Raw genomic sequence first — 15,903 nt, forward strand, 5'->3', positions numbered from 1 at the left:
TAGAGTATTACAAAAACAAACCTTACCATTGATTGTCAATGATTTGTATCCTTTAACCCCCCAGGATGACGAAATCGAAAATGTATTAAACAAACTTAACCATTATAGTTACCGGATTTGCAAATTTGTTAATACTAAAACAGTAGTCAAAGCCTTAAAAAACATTCCATCCACTACTTAACAGGCCCTAATAGAAATAGTCGTTTAATATGGGTGAATATGCCATACCTATAATTTCAATACTTACCGTTTTTGGTTTCGTCTTATTTTATATCTCTCAATTCAAGAGGAATACCCGCTACAAAACTGAAGGCAATGCGTTACTCGTAATAATAAATGTTACTAAAAATCAAATTAGAAACAGTGAACAGGTGTCCTTCCAACTGCCTGATTCAGAAACAATTAAGTTACGCCTACCAAATACACTTACAGAAAATGATACCCTTCGCTTGAAGGGTGCATATAAAAATGGCAAAAAAGATATACATGTTCGAGTTAAGATTAAGTGGCTTAACATATAATGAATCTATAGTAGACTAACAGCAAGGGCAAACAACAACCTCATTATGAGTTATCACGATGATAAATATTGATTTTTTAATTTAACGTAATTATCTGCACTATACCGAAAGTATTCCATTTCCATTTCAGTCAGTTCTCTTACAGGACGTGCAGGCGTGCCTACATACAAATAACCACTATTTAATTTTTTACCTGGAGGAACAACACTACCAGCCCCAACAACAACATGAGAACAAACATGAGCACCGTCCATGATAGTCGCGCCCATACCAATCAGTACTTGGTCATCAATGGTACAACCATGCAAAATAGCTTTATGCCCTACTGTCACCTCATTACCAATCAGTAAGGGATAGCCTTCTGGGTTGTATGAACTTGCATGTGTTATATGTAACACCGAACCATCCTGAATACTGGTTCGGTCACCAATACGAATCCAGTTCATATCGCCCCGAATCACCGTCGCAGGCCAAATAGAGCAATCTTCACCAATGACCACATCCCCAATGACAACGGCAGCCGGATCTACATAGGTGCTATCTGCAACAATAGGAGACTTATCTTGAAAAGAACGTAATGGTGAATGACTCATAAAGCAGGTTCCACTAAAGTCAGGAAGGAGGTTATCTTAGCCAACAGCTCAGAATACTTATATACCCTTCGTTTTGGATATCGCTGTATACAAAACCAATATTTTAGCAACCTACACGCTTTTCAACAATCGATACACTGGCACTCAAATACCTTATCTTTCCCTTTCCTCCCGCTAATCTCATATTACTGAGTACCAACTATCCTGGCATAAGGGGAGCTCCACCCTAAATGTAACATTCTTGAAAAACGGCTGTTTCACCCCAATCTCTAAAGACAACGGTATGTTTCACAATCAGTCTATAATAATCTCCGGGAGGTATCGTAAAAGGCTATGACTACAGCCGTTCTCCATGCCTTCAGGGGGATTTCAGTGGATAACTTCTCTCAAATAGACTTCGACTTGACGCATTGCGATGCAACATAGGTATACCCATAACGAAGGGTTTAGAAATCCAAAGGACCTAGTTTTTTATGACATCACAACCCAACCCATTACTAACTGATCATGAGCTCCCTCCTTTTTCGCTTATTAAACCGGAGCATGTCGAACCTGCAATCAGCCAGCTTATTGAAGAAAGCAAAGCACACATTGAGAAAACGCTTGAAGAAGTTACCCACTTTACTTGGGAAAACCTGGTTGAACCGTTAGAAGTAATGGGTAATAAATTATCTAAAGCCTGGTCACCTGTTAGTCATTTAAACTCCGTTTTGAATAGTGATGAACTAAGACAAGCTTACAATGCTTGCCTGCCCAAGCTATCAGAATATGGCACTTGGCTAGGCCAACATAAGAAGCTTTACAAAGCTTACAAAGATATTGCTGATTCACCTGAATATTCAGCCCTTGATAAAGCCCAAAAGAAAGTGATTGATAATGCTTTACGTGATTTTCATTTATCTGGCGTCGATCTGGAAGGTGAAAAAAAGCAGCGTTATGGCGAAATTCGTCAACGAATGTCAGAACTTACCAGCAAGTATTCTGAAAATGTATTAGATGCTACTCAAGCATGGAGCAAGTTACTCAAAGACAAAGAAGCGCTTGCAGGCCTACCAGAAAGTGCACTGGAACAAGCTGCAGCATTAGCAGAAGCGAAAGGCGAAAGCGGCTACCTGTTAACACTTGATTTTCCTTCCTATTTGCCAGTAATGACTTACGCTCAAGACCGTGCATTACGCCAGGAAATGTATACTGCTTATAACACCAGAGCATCCGATCAAGGCCCTAACGCTGGCGAATTTGATAACGGCCCTCTAATGGACGAAATCCTAGCGCTTCGCCAGGAACTGGCAGAGTTACTAAGCTTTAAAAACTACGCAGAGTACTCACTTGCCACTAAGATGGCAGAGTCCACTGAACAAGTGACTTCATTTCTTCATGATCTTGCCAAACGTAGTAAACCCCAAGCACAACGTGAATTCTCAGAACTACAACACTTTGCGTCATCATTAGATAAAATTGAGCATTTGGAAGCCTGGGATGTTGCTTATTATGCAGAGCAACTTAAACACCAGCGTTACGAAATAAACCAAGAATTATTGCGTCCTTATTTTCCCGTTGAAAAAGTAATTAATGGGATGTTCAATGTTGTACAACAACTGTTTAATATTTCTATTGAACAAGTTACTGATGTTGATACCTGGCATCCTGACGTACGCTTTTATCAAATTAAGCATGAAAAAAAGCTTATTGGACAGTTTTATTTAGATCTTTTTGCTCGTCCTAATAAACGAGGTGGTGCATGGATGGACGAATGCCGGGTTCGTTTTAAACAGGCTAAGCACCTTCAGTTACCAGTAGCTTATCTGGTCTGTAACTTTACCCCTCCTGTTGGAGATAAGCCATCACTACTGACTCATGATGAAGTCACAACCCTTTTCCATGAGTTTGGACATGGACTTCATCATATGCTCACTAAAATTGATTACTCAGATGTATCAGGTATTAATGGTGTAGCTTGGGATGCTGTGGAGTTACCCAGTCAGTTTTTAGAAAACTGGTGCTGGGAACCAGAAGCCCTACAAATAATATCCGGTCATTACCAAACAGGTGAAACCTTACCTCAAGACATGCTGGAGCGTATGCTGGCAGCTAAAAACTTCCAGTCCGCCATGTTTATGGTTCGCCAATTGGAGTTCTCATTGTTCGACTTTCTTTTACATAAAGATTACGTTCCTGAGATCAATATACAGCAAGTGTTAGATCAAGTACGTGAAGAAGTTGCCGTTGTTCCAGCACCAATTTTTAACCGCTTTCAGCACGGTTTTAGCCATATTTTTGCCGGTGGCTATGCTGCGGGTTATTACAGCTACAAATGGGCCGAAGTATTATCAGCAGATGCTTTTTCTCGCTTTGAAGAAGAAGGGATTTTTAACACAGAAACAGGTCAATCTTTCCTTGAGTCAATTTTAGAACGTGGCGGTTCAGAAGAACCAATGGATCTCTTCAAACGCTTCCGAGGAAGAGAGCCTGATATAACACCATTACTTAGACACAGTGGAATTATTGCTGATGTCGCATAATATTAAAAAACGCTTTATTGCTGGCGCGGTTTGTCCGCGCTGTGCAGAAATGGACCGAATCGTCGTCTTTGAACAAGAAGGTCAACAACGCCGTGAATGCGTGGCCTGTGGATATTCTGATATTCTTATAATCCAGCCAGATCAAGTAGAACTACCAACACGCGTCAACCCTGCGGATAAAAAGAAAGAAGATGTCACCCCACAACCCATTAAATTTTTCCCTAATCCCAGGTTAAAAAAACAATCAGAAAACAGCAACAAGACTGACTAATACATACAAAACTCATTACTATACCCATTCAGTGGGTATAGTTTCATATCTTTATAAAGGTGAGTATTTAAAATAATCAAAAATATAAAGTTATAGGAACTCATATGCGCAAACTTCTGCTCCTCATAGTTAGCTTAATGGTCTGTCCTGCAATGGCTTACCAGTTAGAGTTTGCTTGGTATGAATCTCATGACTTCAATTGTGAAAATAGAGAAGATACATCAAAAGATACTAAACCACCTACAGAGCCAAACATTAATACCTTCCGCAAGCTATTAACAACTACAGTTGCAGTCAATTCAACTGGCTTTTTTCATCGTTATATTGAAACACCCCCCAAAAAAACTACTCTCTCGGGTAGTATCATCCCACATGAAATAAAATTTTTAACCGCTCAACTATATATGATTGAATTCAGTAATGATTCTGGCCCTTCAACAACTGAACTAACCACAATCTTAGAAAAAAATAAGCGTTTTATACTCAACAGTGAACAAGTATGTACTCAGCCATTAACTGTTGCGGTACGCCAAAATCCATAGTTTTTACATCATCACAAAATGCTTTTGCCTTCTCACCTCGTAAGGTTGTCGCTTGTTTACCCTATCATAAATTTCGCACATTAATGAATATGACGCATAATACGTGGCTCACACTCCAACGTATAAACTTAGCGAAGGAGCTACTTGAAAGTTCAATAGATTCTGTCGAGCAAATTTTCTTTAAAGTTGGCTTTGAAAGTCAGGGCAATCGCATATAACTTTAACTTTATAAAAGCCATTTTTTAAATCACCTTTGCCTAAAGTCTGCCCGTTGTGTACATCGAAATACCACAGATGTTCATTTAATCATGGTTGAGGTATAGCAAGATGTGGGTTTGCAGTGCTTGAGTTGATTTGTGAAACAGGTGCTGGGAGCACCGTGAGCAGTAGAGACCAGGGATGGTCTTCTGCTGCGGGAGGAAAAAATTAATTCATGTGCTGCATTGGCACAGTCTATACTCATCACGAATTATTTTTATATGCGATTGCCCTGCTTTGAAAATACAATGACATTTCGCCATCATTTTAGGCAAATACTTGATATAACACCGACAAGATATCGAGAACAATTTAAAACCAAAAAAATAACTTAATTACATAAACCTTATCTACCCACCGTGAAGGGTGCATATTATAAGATAATAAGCTATTTTTCACTTGCTGCACGTTTTTCTATAATGTTATTTGTCGATTCGATTAGTACTTTCAGCTGTTTTATTAATGAATGATAATCTGAATGATCATTGTGTCTCATCCTCTGCTCCAAATTCGCACTTAAATGCGCAACAGCTTTTGCACCAACCGTTGAAGCCATCCCTTTAATGGCATGTAGTTTGTTAGCTGTTGTTTCTGGATTTTGTGGATTATCTTCCATCGGCAACTGCGCTATTAACCTTGGCATTTCTTGCAAAAAGTTGTCTAGTGCTCGTAGATAAATACGTTGAGCACCACCTAATCTGGATAATGCCTCTTGCTCATCAAGCAGGGGCAGTGATATATCAGTTTTAGCTACGTTTTCAGTATCCATACTATTATATTGTGTATTCTTATACTTACTGACTTCAAGCAAAATTTTACTTACAACCTGTTCCAAATCGAATGGCTTACCAATATGGCTATTCATACCAAGGGAGAACGCTTTTTCTTTGTCCGTTTCCATAACGTTGGCTGTCATTGCAATAATAGGAAGTGATTTTAAACCTAAAGTATTTCGAATTTCTACTGTAGCAGTATAACCATCCATCCTTGGCATTTGAATATCCATGAGAACAACATCAAATTGGTAATTAGTGTCTTTTAATATATTTACAGCAACCTCACCATCACTAACCAAATGCACTTCCGCCCCTTCAAGTTCCAGCAATTCTTTTGCAACTTGTTGGTTTGTTAGATTATCTTCAGCAAGCAAAATAGAAATATTTTTTAACCGTTCACTCATTACTTCAGAGATATCTGTAAAATCTTCTTTTTTTGGTGATACCGCATCAAATACTGCATCAAACAGTGTTGAGGCGGTTATGGGTTTAGTTAAGACAGTCTCTATCTCTTTATATTCTGTAAGCCGATCCTGTAATGCTTTAGTTTGATGCACAGTCATCATAATGATGATCGGCCAATTTTGCTTTGGAAAAAAGCTCTTAATATGAGTAACGGTATCGAAACCATCCATCTCAGGCATTGAAGAATCAACAAGAATACAATCATATTGCTTATTTTTTGAGCACAGCTTAGAAATAGCATCTTCACCATCTTTAACTGCTTCAGCATACCATCCAAATGCTTGTGTCATTTTAACGAGTAACGTCCTCATATACTCATTATCATCAATAATAAGTAACTTGATTTGTTTAACTGAACGCAGCTTATCTTTCACTTTTTGAGTATCTAAATGACAAGGTGATTCAACAACCTTACATTGAATTGAAAAACTAAAAGTACTTCCTTTATTCAGTTCACTTTCAACAACGAGTTCTCCATCCATCAAATGCACTAACCGTTGACAAATAGCTAATCCTAATCCTGTACCTCCAAATCGTCTCGTTGTAGATGCTTCTGCCTGGCTAAAATCATTAAAAATTTGTTTTAAATTCTCTTGTGAAATTCCAATACCTGTATCTATTACACTAAATTTTAAAACAACGTCATTATTTTTTTCTAATAGTTCAACCTTGAGTATAACCTCTCCTTTATCTGTAAACTTGATAGCATTTGATGTTAAATTAATAAGAATCTGCTGCAAACGTAACTCATCAACTAGAATAGTCTCAGGTATATGATAGTCGATATCAAACAGCACCTCGATATCTTTATTCCCTATATTGACAGATGAAATTGTACCGACATTTCTAAGGAGCAGATCAATATGACAAGGGTGAGGGTCAAGTACTAACTTTCCAGCCTCCATTTTAGAAAAATCAAGAATATCATTCAAAATACCCAACAATACTTTAGCCGCTGACTCAGTTTTATTTAAATAATCAAGCTGTTTTGTTTCAAGCTTCGTTTTTTTCAATAGTTGAACCATACCTAAAATGGCGTTCATCGGAGTACGAATTTCATGGCTCATATTAGCGACAAATTCTGACTTCGCAATATTCGCTTTATCCGCTGTATGTTTTGCATTTATTAACAGCTTCTCATTTTCAAGTTGCTCCGTAATGTCTCTATTGATTCCGAGCATAATAGTCGGATTTCCATCTTTATCTCGTTCAATCGTTGCATCTGACTTAATATAACGAATACTTTCATCATTTTTAACAATTCTAAATATTGGATCAAACTTTGAACCTTCTGCTATAGCGACTTTTACCTTATCATGCATTAGTTTTCTATCATCAGGATGTAATGCATTCAACCAGGCAGTAAAAGCTAAATTTTCACCTTTGGGTGGAGGATTAATACCATATATTTCATACATCATATCATTCCACTCAAGGTCATTCGTTCTTACATCCCAAGTCCAAATGCCCAACTTCGCAACATCAGAAGCCTTAAGTAGCTGATCTCGCATGGACTCAAGCTTGTTTCTATCCTCAACTTGCTGAGTCATATCAGTAGCAATAAATAAATACCCCGTAACTCTTTGGTCTATGTCAATAAGTGGAGTAATCTCCTGATAAGCAGGGAAGGTAGTTTTATCGCTCTTTAATAGTATCCATTCCTTACTCTCACGAAGTGAGTATTGCATTTCATAAACGATTACATCAAAGTTTAAATCTACTACTTTACCAAACTTAATTGAGAATAATTGTGCAAGCTCAGCAACTTCATTACTATCGATAAACTCAAAAAAGTTGAACTTATCAACCACATCAGAGGAAAAATAGCCAAGCATTTTTTCTGCTGCCGGGTTAAATAGTGTTATAACACCATCTGTATTAGTGATAATAATCGCAGTAGGTGCCTGATTTAATATTGCAGACTGCAGATTCAAATAATGTTGAATTTCTGCAGTACGTTCGGCTACTTGCAGTTCAAGAGATGAATTTAATTTAAGAATTTCTTCTTCAATAGCTTTTTGCTGACTAATATCACGAATAATTTTTGCAGCACCGACTATTTCTTCTTTTTTATTCATAACGGGTGAAATTGATACTGATACATCAAGTAAACTGCCATCTTTTCGTTGTCGTTTACTACTTAACTGAAAAATAGACCTCCCTTGTGCTACAGTTTCAAGCATTCGTAACTCCTCATCTCTTTTATCCAAGGGGATAATCAACTCAAGAACTGATTTACCAGATGCTTCTTGAGTATTAAAGCCAAAAATAATTTCTGCACCTTTATTCCAGTCAGTAACAAAGCCATCGAGGGTGATACCAACAATGGCATCTTGTGAACTTTCTACAATTGCAGCTAAACGTGCTTGTTCAATACTTACCCGCTGCTTTTCCGCCATTGTTAATCGGTAAAAATAAAAAAGTACACTAAGTGCAATTATTCCGGCGAACATAGCAAGAATGTCGACAGATACATTTTTGACAATATTCAAAAAAACGATTTTTTCAGGCACAGCAAGCTTTAATATAAGTGACTTATCGGTGTGGTCCTGATAAATAGGAGATACCTTACTCTTAACTAAAAAGTGTTGACTTTGATGTTCTAAAACTGACAAGGCATCTAGTAAAACATGATTACCGGATACCTTTCTAAACTCATTTGACCAACTAAAATTTGTATTTAAGTCAGAACTAAATGTTTTGTGTACTTCAGGGTTAATAAGATATTCGCCCGATTTTTTTGTCAAATAAAAAAGATAGTTTTCCGGAATTCCTTCTTGTAATGCTTCAAACAGCGCTTCCGCGTTATAGTTGATGACAAGCATTCCAAAGTATTCATTATTAGCACTGTAAATAGGCGTTGTCATACGCAAAGTAGGTTGATAGGGCTTTTCTACTACACCACGCTCTCTATTTAGATTTATTTCTGAAACATAAACCTCACCAGCTTTAAGCTTCAGTGACTCAATATAATAATCTCTATCTGCTTTATTCTGGAGATCACTTTCATTGACTACAGTAATTTTTCCATTTTCATAATTAACTCGAACCAGTTCTTTCCCTTTATTAAATACCCCAATATAGCGAACCTGTCTAATATTTTGATGTGTATTTATATAGCCAGAAAAAATAGTATTTAAACGTTTTTTCCATAATATCATATTGCTATTTTCTTGAGGATCTTGATTGTTATTATAACTAGCTCTAGCAATACCACGAATGGGAGGTGTTGATGCCAAGAAAAACAAATCTCTTTTTAAACTTTCAATCGTGCTGGTAATTTTTGAATTAGCTTTTTCAGCTTCACTTTGGAGTAAAATATTATATTCTCCATAGATTCTACCACGTTCAATATAAAACAATGTTACCGATAAAGTTACTAACAATAGGAATAAAACTATCACCGCAGCAATAATATGATTATTTTTTAAGTAATTTGAAAAACTAGACATTCCGCCTCCTTGGAATGCCAGTCAGGTGATAATCTGACTGGAGTTTTACTTTGCTTTATGACATAACTAAAGGAAAGTAATTGGTATCTATTATGTAATAAATATTTCAATTATATTATCAACTTTAGGAATTCTATTATTGCTACTGTCAATAGCAAAGCATAACTCACACAAAGTATCACTTCATGCTTATTTTACTATGCTAGTTACTTGTGCAACAGTAAAATGAGATTCACCTCATGACAAATAGCATTAAAAAAACTATAAGTTTCATTAAAACAAACTTGCCATATATTGATTGTGTTTACAGTATAGCCTAACTTTCCTGGCACTAAGTCAGTTATTACTTACTAGTTCTTAAGGTAAATGAACCAATGTTTCACACAAAGTCCTTCACTAAAAAAAAAGTATCTTGGCCAACCGCTATTTTGTTAAATGGTGATGCGATAAGAGTCAAACTATTAGAAATATCTGAAGAAGCTGCTGTTATTGAGTCAGAAGGGAAGTTCAAAGAAAATCAACGAGTTAAATTAATAAGTAAAGCTATTATCAATAGTGAACAAGTAAACATTATCTGTAATGCATATGTCCGCTATACTATTCTTTGTAGAACAGGGTATAAAATCGAGCTAAAATTCGATCATTTAAATGACAAAATAAAGTCATTTTTATCTTTTTTATTATAATGGAAGAATTTTAACGATGGATTTTATTCACATATTTTTACCTAACTTCACTCTTTGTTCTCTGAATTCAAATAACATCTTCCAAAGATAAAATAATGATTTTATTTAAGAAAGTAAGGTAATTATTATGACAATTGCAAATGTAATGCTTATTGATGATGAAGAGCATATTATTGAATATGTTACAGAACTTATCGAGTCTATTGGCTTTAAAGTGATTGGTTTTGCACATGGAGCCAGAGAGGCGCTGGAGAAACTTCAACGATTAGACCCCGATATCATTCTGCTGGATGTAACCATGCCCGGTATTCCAGGAAGTGAGTTAGTCGCAGAAATAAAAAAGCGAAAGCAACATGTAAAAGTCATCATGCTCACATCACGTAATACTGTTCATATTGTGAAAACGTGTATCAAAAATGGCGCAGAAGGTTACATATTAAAGAATCAGGGAGATGAATATATACGTCAAAAGCTTTTTGATGTTTGTGGTGTCAATCAAAACTTAGAGTCATGTGAACCACAATGAGTTGTAACCATAAAAATGAAGCCTATGCGAGATTCTGTACTGTTTGTGGCATAAAACTTGACCGTCAATTCTGTTGCTGTGGTGTAGCAAACTATTGTAACGCTCTTTTTTGCTGGCGCTGTGGTCAACGCTTAGTTAACCAATACACGACTATTCTAGATGAAGACCCAGTTACAGTAAAATATGCTTTAATTGACTTTTTAGATGACCAAGAAATACAAATAAGTATAAATGACATGGATGATAAAACCGTTTCACAAGATGACATTGAAGCGTTGTTTAATAAAGGTAATGGTATCTAATGTTTTACAGCTCTGAGTTGACTGCTGAACTTCAGCAAGAACTAAAAGTTGATGATATAGTATTTAAGCGTCTTCTTCATGCTAACGATAATGATATTGAAAAGCTGGTGCTTACGTTAATTAAAGAAAGCTATATTTCTAGAAAAAAATGGGGGAATAAAATTGGCGACGTTAACCATTATGCTTATCTTCCTTTAAGAGAGACCTTCATTGATGAAGACTTACTACCTCTAATCCCTCATGAAATTGCAGAGAAGTATTCTGCGATAGTCGTGTATAAATTAGGTTCACGAGTGAGTATAGCCTTAAAAGATCCAGCTGATCAGTCTACAAAAGATATCATAAGTAACTTTGTTGGAAAGGCTATTAGTCCTCTCTTCAGTTTTGAAGATGAAATACAGAAAGCCATAGCCATGTATTATGGGTCATCACAAGGTTTAGATAATCTTATGATCCATAGCGAGCCATCTTTAAAGCTTCTAGCCACTAACTCAAAAGAGCAACTGCGTCAGTTAGCCAATAAACATGAACTCAAACAGCTTACTGACAGAATCATCTACATGGCCTTAAAAGATCGGGCAACAGATATCCATATAGAACCTAAAAGTCATCATCTTATTATTCGCTTTCGTAAAGATGGCGTGCTGTATGAAAAAGCAGTCTTATCTTCAGAAATAGCAATACCATTAATTAATTGTTTTAAGGTACTAGCAGGTGTTGATATTACTGAACGACGAAAACCTTTAGATGGACGATTTAGTTTTAATTTATCTGCTGATCATGTGGTTGACGTACGAATGTCGACACTCCCCTCTCTACATGGGGAAACGATGGTTCTACGTTTATTAGGTGCTGAGTTCTTAGATCGGTTCCTTAACTTTGAAGAATTAGGGTTTACCCATGATATTTTAGAACACCTTAAAGAAGCTCTTAATGTCCCGAATGGTATGATCTTTGTAACGGGGCCAACAGGTTCTGGAAAAACAACAACGCTTCACTGTGCACTCAACTACATATGCAATTCGGGTATTAATATTGTCACAATAGAAGACCCTATTGAGTATGAACACCCCGAGATAACCCAAGTAGCTGTTAATGAAAAAGCAGGAAGAACCTTTTCTTCTGTATTGCGTTCAGTATTACGGCAGGATCCCGATGTTGTCATGATCGGTGAAATCAGAGACTTAGAAACAGCACGAATCGCCGCCAATGCAGCACTCACTGGTCATATGGTTTTAACCAGTTTACACACAAATGACGCAATACAAGCTATGACACGTATGATAGAAATGGGTGTTGAACATTTTGTCTTAGCACCCTCTGTTATTGGTATATTAGGCCAACGCTTGGTACGCAAAATCTGTACACATTGTAAAGAGAAATACATCCCAGATGAAGCCTACTTAAAGCATTTTTTTGATTTACGAGGCGTAACCCAACTCCCTTTTTTGTACCGAGGAGTAGGGTGTAACGCATGTTCACAAACTGGTTTTTCAGGACGAGTGGCTGTGCATGAATTTTTAGGTATCACAAATACCCTTAGAAACTGTATCTTACGCACACAAGACTATGAAGAGTTCTATCGAATTGCCGTAAATAGTAAACACTACCTGCCTTTTGCCAAGGACGGACTAAAAAAAGTATTAATGGGACTGACTACTTTTGAAGAAGTATCTTGCTCAGTCAATCTATTTGATGATGGATAACAGCATAATAGGAAAGGAATCTAACCTATGCTAAAAAAAGTACTCCATGTCGATGATCAAAAAATAATCCGTGAATTAGTGGAATTTGGTTTTGAAGATACAGACATTGACTTGCTATCAGTCAGCTGTTTTGATCAGTTTTTACAATCATTGCATATATTTAAGCCTGATGTTGTCTTATTAGATGCACTTTTAGATGACTGTAATATCATTGATTTAGTAAATAATATTAATAAGCAAGGTATAAGTCCACCTATTATTTTTCTTTCATCCTTAGATGAACAAACTCTGTTTGCTCAAGGAAAGCCAATAAATTTACTGGGTGTTATTACTAAACCATTTATACCTCAAAAACTGCCAGAACAAGTTAGCGCTCTATTTAACCAAAAGCTAAATTCTAAGTTAGTTTACACTCGATACAACACAGAAGGTACTTCAAACAGCCGCCTGTCTCAACTTCGGCTTAAATATCAACAGCATTTAAAAAATACAATACATGATATTGAAGACCTATGGAATGTTATACAGCCAGAAAAAGACTGCAGTGATGTATTAAAAAAATTAATTCCTGAACTTCATAAAATTTCGGGTACAGCAGGGATACATAATATGTTCACCATATCAGAAATAGCAGGACAGCTTGAAGAGTTATTAAGGCAGTTTGAGATAAAAAATACTATGAATACTAGAGACCTAATTCGCGATGGAAGCACTCTCTTTCACACACTTATAAATGAGATTAAAGACCTATAGTCATTCCTCCATGTGCTTCACCACTATAAATCAAACATAAAATGAGCAATATAAATGTTTCAAGAAAAAGAAAAATAATAGGTGATTTTGTAAACAAATACTCTATCTAAGCCCTTCACGAACCATTTTTATATATACATTAAGGGTACGACTGCAAGTCTTGCCGTAGCAGACTAGCCCTATCTCATAACGGTAACCCCTAAAACTCACAATGAGTCAATATAAAAAGTGCTAAGTATTTTAATTATGTTTTTTGTATTCAAAAGCCTTCACACATTCTGGTAGATCATAAAACAATGGCGCTTTTTTCCCGGTTCTCGCGCCAAAGTCTCTATAAAACCGTTCACAGTATTCTCTTTCTTTGTTTTCTTTATTTACACAGTTTTCAATATGTTTTTTCCGCAAAGGTTGAATCTTTGCCTTCCTGGCTTGCTCACATGCCCTATCTAACTCAGCTTGGTGCTCTTCGCTGCTAGCTACTGTGTTATAGAGCAATAATGGAAGACACAGCAAAGTGAAACAAGATTGTAGTATTTTCATGTTTTTTTCTTATCTGTTAGGATCTTTATCATTGATAGTAGTTGCATATAAAGACGCGTCAACCACAACCCAAAACTAATGAGTCAAAATATGTCAGTCCAATTTAACCGCTTTGTTGATTATATTGTCTTTATTAAACCTTCCGTATCCTCTTCTTATGAAGGTTCATTTATGCTACTTGGTGCTGAAATAACATAAGCGTTGGGTGTGCATAATCACTTGTAAGCCTGAACTTTTAGATGTTTAACCTCAGGCAATATGCAGTTCATATTTGATTTATTAAAAAATATCGCTAAACAGTCTAAAGTTGATATTCAGTACTATATTACAGAGATCAGTAACAGCAAAGCATCAGAAAAGTCAAGAGAAAGACTTTATAGGCTACCTAAAATAACAATTTAATAAATATCAACCACAACAATTAAAAAGTAAATCATGAAAAAAATCATTTTATTATTAACTTACTTATTAACATCTTCTGCTGCAGCCGTTGAAATGGAAGTATCACTTTTTGAGGTTACTGCGTCATCCTGCGATAAACTAAGGTCAATTGACATCCCAAGAGTAAGCAGTGACTGGGATCATTTTAAAGAAAAGGCTAAAGTCACTATTCAAACAGATAAACTAGATGCTTTTCATTCATATATTGATACTAATTATCACAAACTAACATTAACAGGAGATGTAAGTCATGATAAAGGCAAACCACCTTTTGCTCAATTCTTTGTTACTTGGCATAATAATGATTTTTCAACCACATTTGGTGATGGTGCTAGCCTAGAAAAGGGAAAAGTTAGTATTTTTGGTCAGGCATTTTCCTGTAACTCTGAAGTTCGTGGAGTAATGAATGGAAAAAATATATTTGCATTTCTTTCAGTTAAATTAGCAGATTAATATTAATCTCAAGCATGTATGGTGGAGTACATAATGAGTACCAAAAAGATCAATGTCGCAATCATATTTGGAGGTAAATCTGCTGAGCATGAAGTATCCCTTCAATCAGCAAGAAACGTGTATAATGCTATAGACAAAGATGTGATGAAACGGCTACTCCAAGATGCAGATATTCCTATCGCTAAATTTCTTACATTACATACTAGTGATGATTTACCCATCTTTGAAACGCTCACTCAACACTTCGGCCTCCCATTATTTATTAAACCAGCTAATATGGGTTCATCAATAGGTGTTCATAAAGTTAAAACTGAATTAGACTATCAAAATGCATTAAAAGATGCATTCTCTTTTGATGTTAAAGTCATTATTGAGCAGTTTATTGAAGGTCGTGAAATTGAATGTGCTGTTTTAGGAAATCAGCATCCAATAGCATCTACAGTAGGAGAAATCAAAACCGAGCATGAATTTTACGGTTATGAAACCAAATACATTGATGAAAATGGAGCTACTATAGAAATACCGGCACAACTTCATGAAGATACTCTAAATCAAGCTAGAGAAATAGCACTACGAGAATTTAAAGTCTTATCATGTGAAGGCCTGGGCTGTGTGGATATATTTTTAACTACAAGTGGAAAGATTTTTGTTAATGAAATAAACACAATACCGGGCTTCACTCAAATAAGTATGTACCCAAAGCTTTGGGAGGCCTCTGGCATTAATTATCCAGAACTTTTTGATAAACTATTACAACTGACATTAGAGCGGGATGAACAGAGTAAAAGATTAAAAACCAATTATCTGTAAATTTTTTTATTATTTTAAAAAAACGAGTTGACTCCGTTAAATTGCATATTATCATTAATATTCACAGATTACTTTCCAGCAAAAGCCATCACGCAATAGATATAGATAAAAACAGAAGTACTATGAAATTAAATGTACTGATTTATCCTGAAAAAGAAGTGCCATTAATGTTTCGCGCTCAAGCATATCGTATTCTTACTCAAGCATGGCCAGAACATAGCGACTTCTCTCATGATCCTTTACTTAATCCCATATCGATGTTCCTTGAAGCAAATAGAAAAATTTA

Annotated in this window: 15 protein-coding genes; 12 read left to right on the forward strand and 3 right to left on the reverse strand. The window is 36.0% G+C overall.

What is annotated here, in order from left to right; genetic code table 11:
- Both KCG35_RS21215 and KCG35_RS21220 read left to right on the forward strand, forming a co-directional pair.
- Positions 1–181: hypothetical protein (locus KCG35_RS21215; RefSeq protein WP_215821868.1), on the forward strand; the 181-nt coding region annotated here is incomplete at its 5' end.
- A gap of 28 nt (positions 182–209) precedes the next feature.
- On the forward strand, positions 210–521 hold the full coding sequence (locus KCG35_RS21220) for a hypothetical protein (RefSeq protein ID WP_215821869.1): 312 nt from the start codon (positions 210–212) through the stop codon (positions 519–521).
- A gap of 53 nt (positions 522–574) precedes the next feature.
- On the opposite strand, the gene KCG35_RS21225 is transcribed toward KCG35_RS21220, so the two are convergent.
- On the reverse strand, positions 575–1,114 hold the full coding sequence (locus KCG35_RS21225) for a gamma carbonic anhydrase family protein (RefSeq protein WP_215821870.1): 540 nt from the start codon (positions 1,112–1,114) through the stop codon (positions 575–577).
- A 473-nt stretch (positions 1,115–1,587) separates the two neighbouring features.
- On the opposite strand from KCG35_RS21225, the gene prlC reads away from it, so the two are divergent.
- The 3 genes from prlC (at position 1,588) to KCG35_RS21240 (ending at position 4,449) form a co-directional block, all read left to right on the forward strand.
- Positions 1,588–3,636, forward strand: a complete 2,049-nt coding sequence (gene prlC, locus KCG35_RS21230) for an oligopeptidase A (RefSeq protein ID WP_215821871.1) — start codon at positions 1,588–1,590, stop codon at positions 3,634–3,636.
- On the forward strand, positions 3,626–3,907 hold the full coding sequence (locus KCG35_RS21235; RefSeq protein WP_215821872.1) for a YheV family putative zinc ribbon protein: 282 nt from the start codon (positions 3,626–3,628) through the stop codon (positions 3,905–3,907). The genes prlC and KCG35_RS21235 overlap by 11 nt, the downstream gene beginning before the upstream one ends.
- Before the next feature lie 104 nt (positions 3,908–4,011).
- Entirely contained in the window at positions 4,012–4,449 is a 438-nt protein-coding gene (locus tag KCG35_RS21240) for a hypothetical protein (protein WP_215821873.1), read from the forward strand.
- Positions 4,450–5,095: 646 nt separating this feature from the next.
- Here the strand turns inward: KCG35_RS21240 and KCG35_RS21250 are convergent.
- Positions 5,096–9,400 carry a response regulator gene (locus KCG35_RS21250; protein WP_215821875.1) on the reverse strand — a complete coding sequence of 1,435 codons (4,305 nt, stop codon included), beginning with the start codon at positions 9,398–9,400 and terminating at the stop codon, positions 5,096–5,098.
- 374 nt (positions 9,401–9,774) lie between these two features.
- Between KCG35_RS21250 and KCG35_RS21255 the strand changes: the two genes are divergently transcribed.
- The 5 genes from KCG35_RS21255 (at position 9,775) to KCG35_RS21275 (ending at position 13,373) form a co-directional block, all read left to right on the forward strand.
- Positions 9,775–10,086, forward strand: coding sequence for a hypothetical protein (locus tag KCG35_RS21255; RefSeq protein ID WP_215821876.1), 312 nt, complete (start codon positions 9,775–9,777; stop codon positions 10,084–10,086).
- A 127-nt stretch (positions 10,087–10,213) separates the two neighbouring features.
- Positions 10,214–10,612, forward strand: coding sequence for a response regulator transcription factor (locus KCG35_RS21260; protein WP_215821877.1), 399 nt, complete (start codon positions 10,214–10,216; stop codon positions 10,610–10,612).
- Positions 10,609–10,914 carry a hypothetical protein gene (locus KCG35_RS21265; RefSeq protein ID WP_215821878.1) on the forward strand — a complete coding sequence of 102 codons (306 nt, stop codon included), beginning with the start codon at positions 10,609–10,611 and terminating at the stop codon, positions 10,912–10,914. The genes KCG35_RS21260 and KCG35_RS21265 overlap by 4 nt, the downstream gene beginning before the upstream one ends.
- A complete protein-coding gene (locus KCG35_RS21270; protein ID WP_215821879.1) occupies positions 10,914–12,620 on the forward strand; it encodes a GspE/PulE family protein in 1,707 nt (568 codons plus the stop codon). The genes KCG35_RS21265 and KCG35_RS21270 overlap by 1 nt, the downstream gene beginning before the upstream one ends.
- A gap of 27 nt (positions 12,621–12,647) precedes the next feature.
- The gene (locus KCG35_RS21275) at positions 12,648–13,373 is read left to right on the forward strand and encodes a response regulator (protein WP_215821880.1); all 726 of its coding nucleotides are present in this window, start codon (positions 12,648–12,650) and stop codon (positions 13,371–13,373) included.
- Between the two features lie 240 nt (positions 13,374–13,613).
- Here KCG35_RS21275 and KCG35_RS21280 read toward each other — a convergent pair whose 3' ends face one another.
- Entirely contained in the window at positions 13,614–13,913 is a 300-nt protein-coding gene (locus KCG35_RS21280; RefSeq protein WP_215821881.1) for a hypothetical protein, read from the reverse strand.
- 435 nt (positions 13,914–14,348) lie between these two features.
- On the opposite strand from KCG35_RS21280, the gene KCG35_RS21285 reads away from it, so the two are divergent.
- Together KCG35_RS21285 and KCG35_RS21290 are read left to right on the forward strand one after the other, a co-directional pair.
- Positions 14,349–14,807: a hypothetical protein gene (locus tag KCG35_RS21285; RefSeq protein ID WP_215821882.1), complete on the forward strand. Its 459-nt coding sequence runs from the start codon at positions 14,349–14,351 to the stop codon at positions 14,805–14,807.
- Between the two features lie 33 nt (positions 14,808–14,840).
- On the forward strand, positions 14,841–15,617 hold the full coding sequence (locus KCG35_RS21290) for a D-alanine--D-alanine ligase family protein (protein ID WP_215821883.1): 777 nt from the start codon (positions 14,841–14,843) through the stop codon (positions 15,615–15,617).
- The last annotated feature ends 286 nt before the right edge of the window (positions 15,618–15,903 follow it).

Origin of the sequence: Zooshikella harenae (assembly GCF_018837975.1) — a bacterium.
GTDB classification, from domain to species: domain Bacteria; phylum Pseudomonadota; class Gammaproteobacteria; order Pseudomonadales; family Zooshikellaceae; genus Zooshikella; species Zooshikella harenae.

Bases quoted from the DNA above. Each gene is read 5' to 3' on its own strand.
- KCG35_RS21220 (WP_215821869.1), top strand. From the start codon at position 210: ATGGGTGAATATGCCATACCTATAATTTCAATACTTACCGTTTTTGGT.
- KCG35_RS21225 (WP_215821870.1), bottom strand. From the start codon at position 1,114: ATGAGTCATTCACCATTACGTTCTTTTCAAGATAAGTCTCCTATTGTT.
- prlC (WP_215821871.1), top strand. From the start codon at position 1,588: ATGACATCACAACCCAACCCATTACTAACTGATCATGAGCTCCCTCCT.
- KCG35_RS21235 (WP_215821872.1), top strand. From the start codon at position 3,626: ATGTCGCATAATATTAAAAAACGCTTTATTGCTGGCGCGGTTTGTCCG.
- KCG35_RS21240 (WP_215821873.1), top strand. From the start codon at position 4,012: ATGCGCAAACTTCTGCTCCTCATAGTTAGCTTAATGGTCTGTCCTGCA.
- KCG35_RS21250 (WP_215821875.1), bottom strand. From the start codon at position 9,400: ATGTCTAGTTTTTCAAATTACTTAAAAAATAATCATATTATTGCTGCG.
- KCG35_RS21255 (WP_215821876.1), top strand. From the start codon at position 9,775: ATGTTTCACACAAAGTCCTTCACTAAAAAAAAAGTATCTTGGCCAACC.
- KCG35_RS21260 (WP_215821877.1), top strand. From the start codon at position 10,214: ATGACAATTGCAAATGTAATGCTTATTGATGATGAAGAGCATATTATT.
- KCG35_RS21265 (WP_215821878.1), top strand. From the start codon at position 10,609: ATGAGTTGTAACCATAAAAATGAAGCCTATGCGAGATTCTGTACTGTT.
- KCG35_RS21270 (WP_215821879.1), top strand. From the start codon at position 10,914: ATGTTTTACAGCTCTGAGTTGACTGCTGAACTTCAGCAAGAACTAAAA.
- KCG35_RS21275 (WP_215821880.1), top strand. From the start codon at position 12,648: ATGCTAAAAAAAGTACTCCATGTCGATGATCAAAAAATAATCCGTGAA.
- KCG35_RS21280 (WP_215821881.1), bottom strand. From the start codon at position 13,913: ATGAAAATACTACAATCTTGTTTCACTTTGCTGTGTCTTCCATTATTG.
- KCG35_RS21285 (WP_215821882.1), top strand. From the start codon at position 14,349: ATGAAAAAAATCATTTTATTATTAACTTACTTATTAACATCTTCTGCT.
- KCG35_RS21290 (WP_215821883.1), top strand. From the start codon at position 14,841: ATGAGTACCAAAAAGATCAATGTCGCAATCATATTTGGAGGTAAATCT.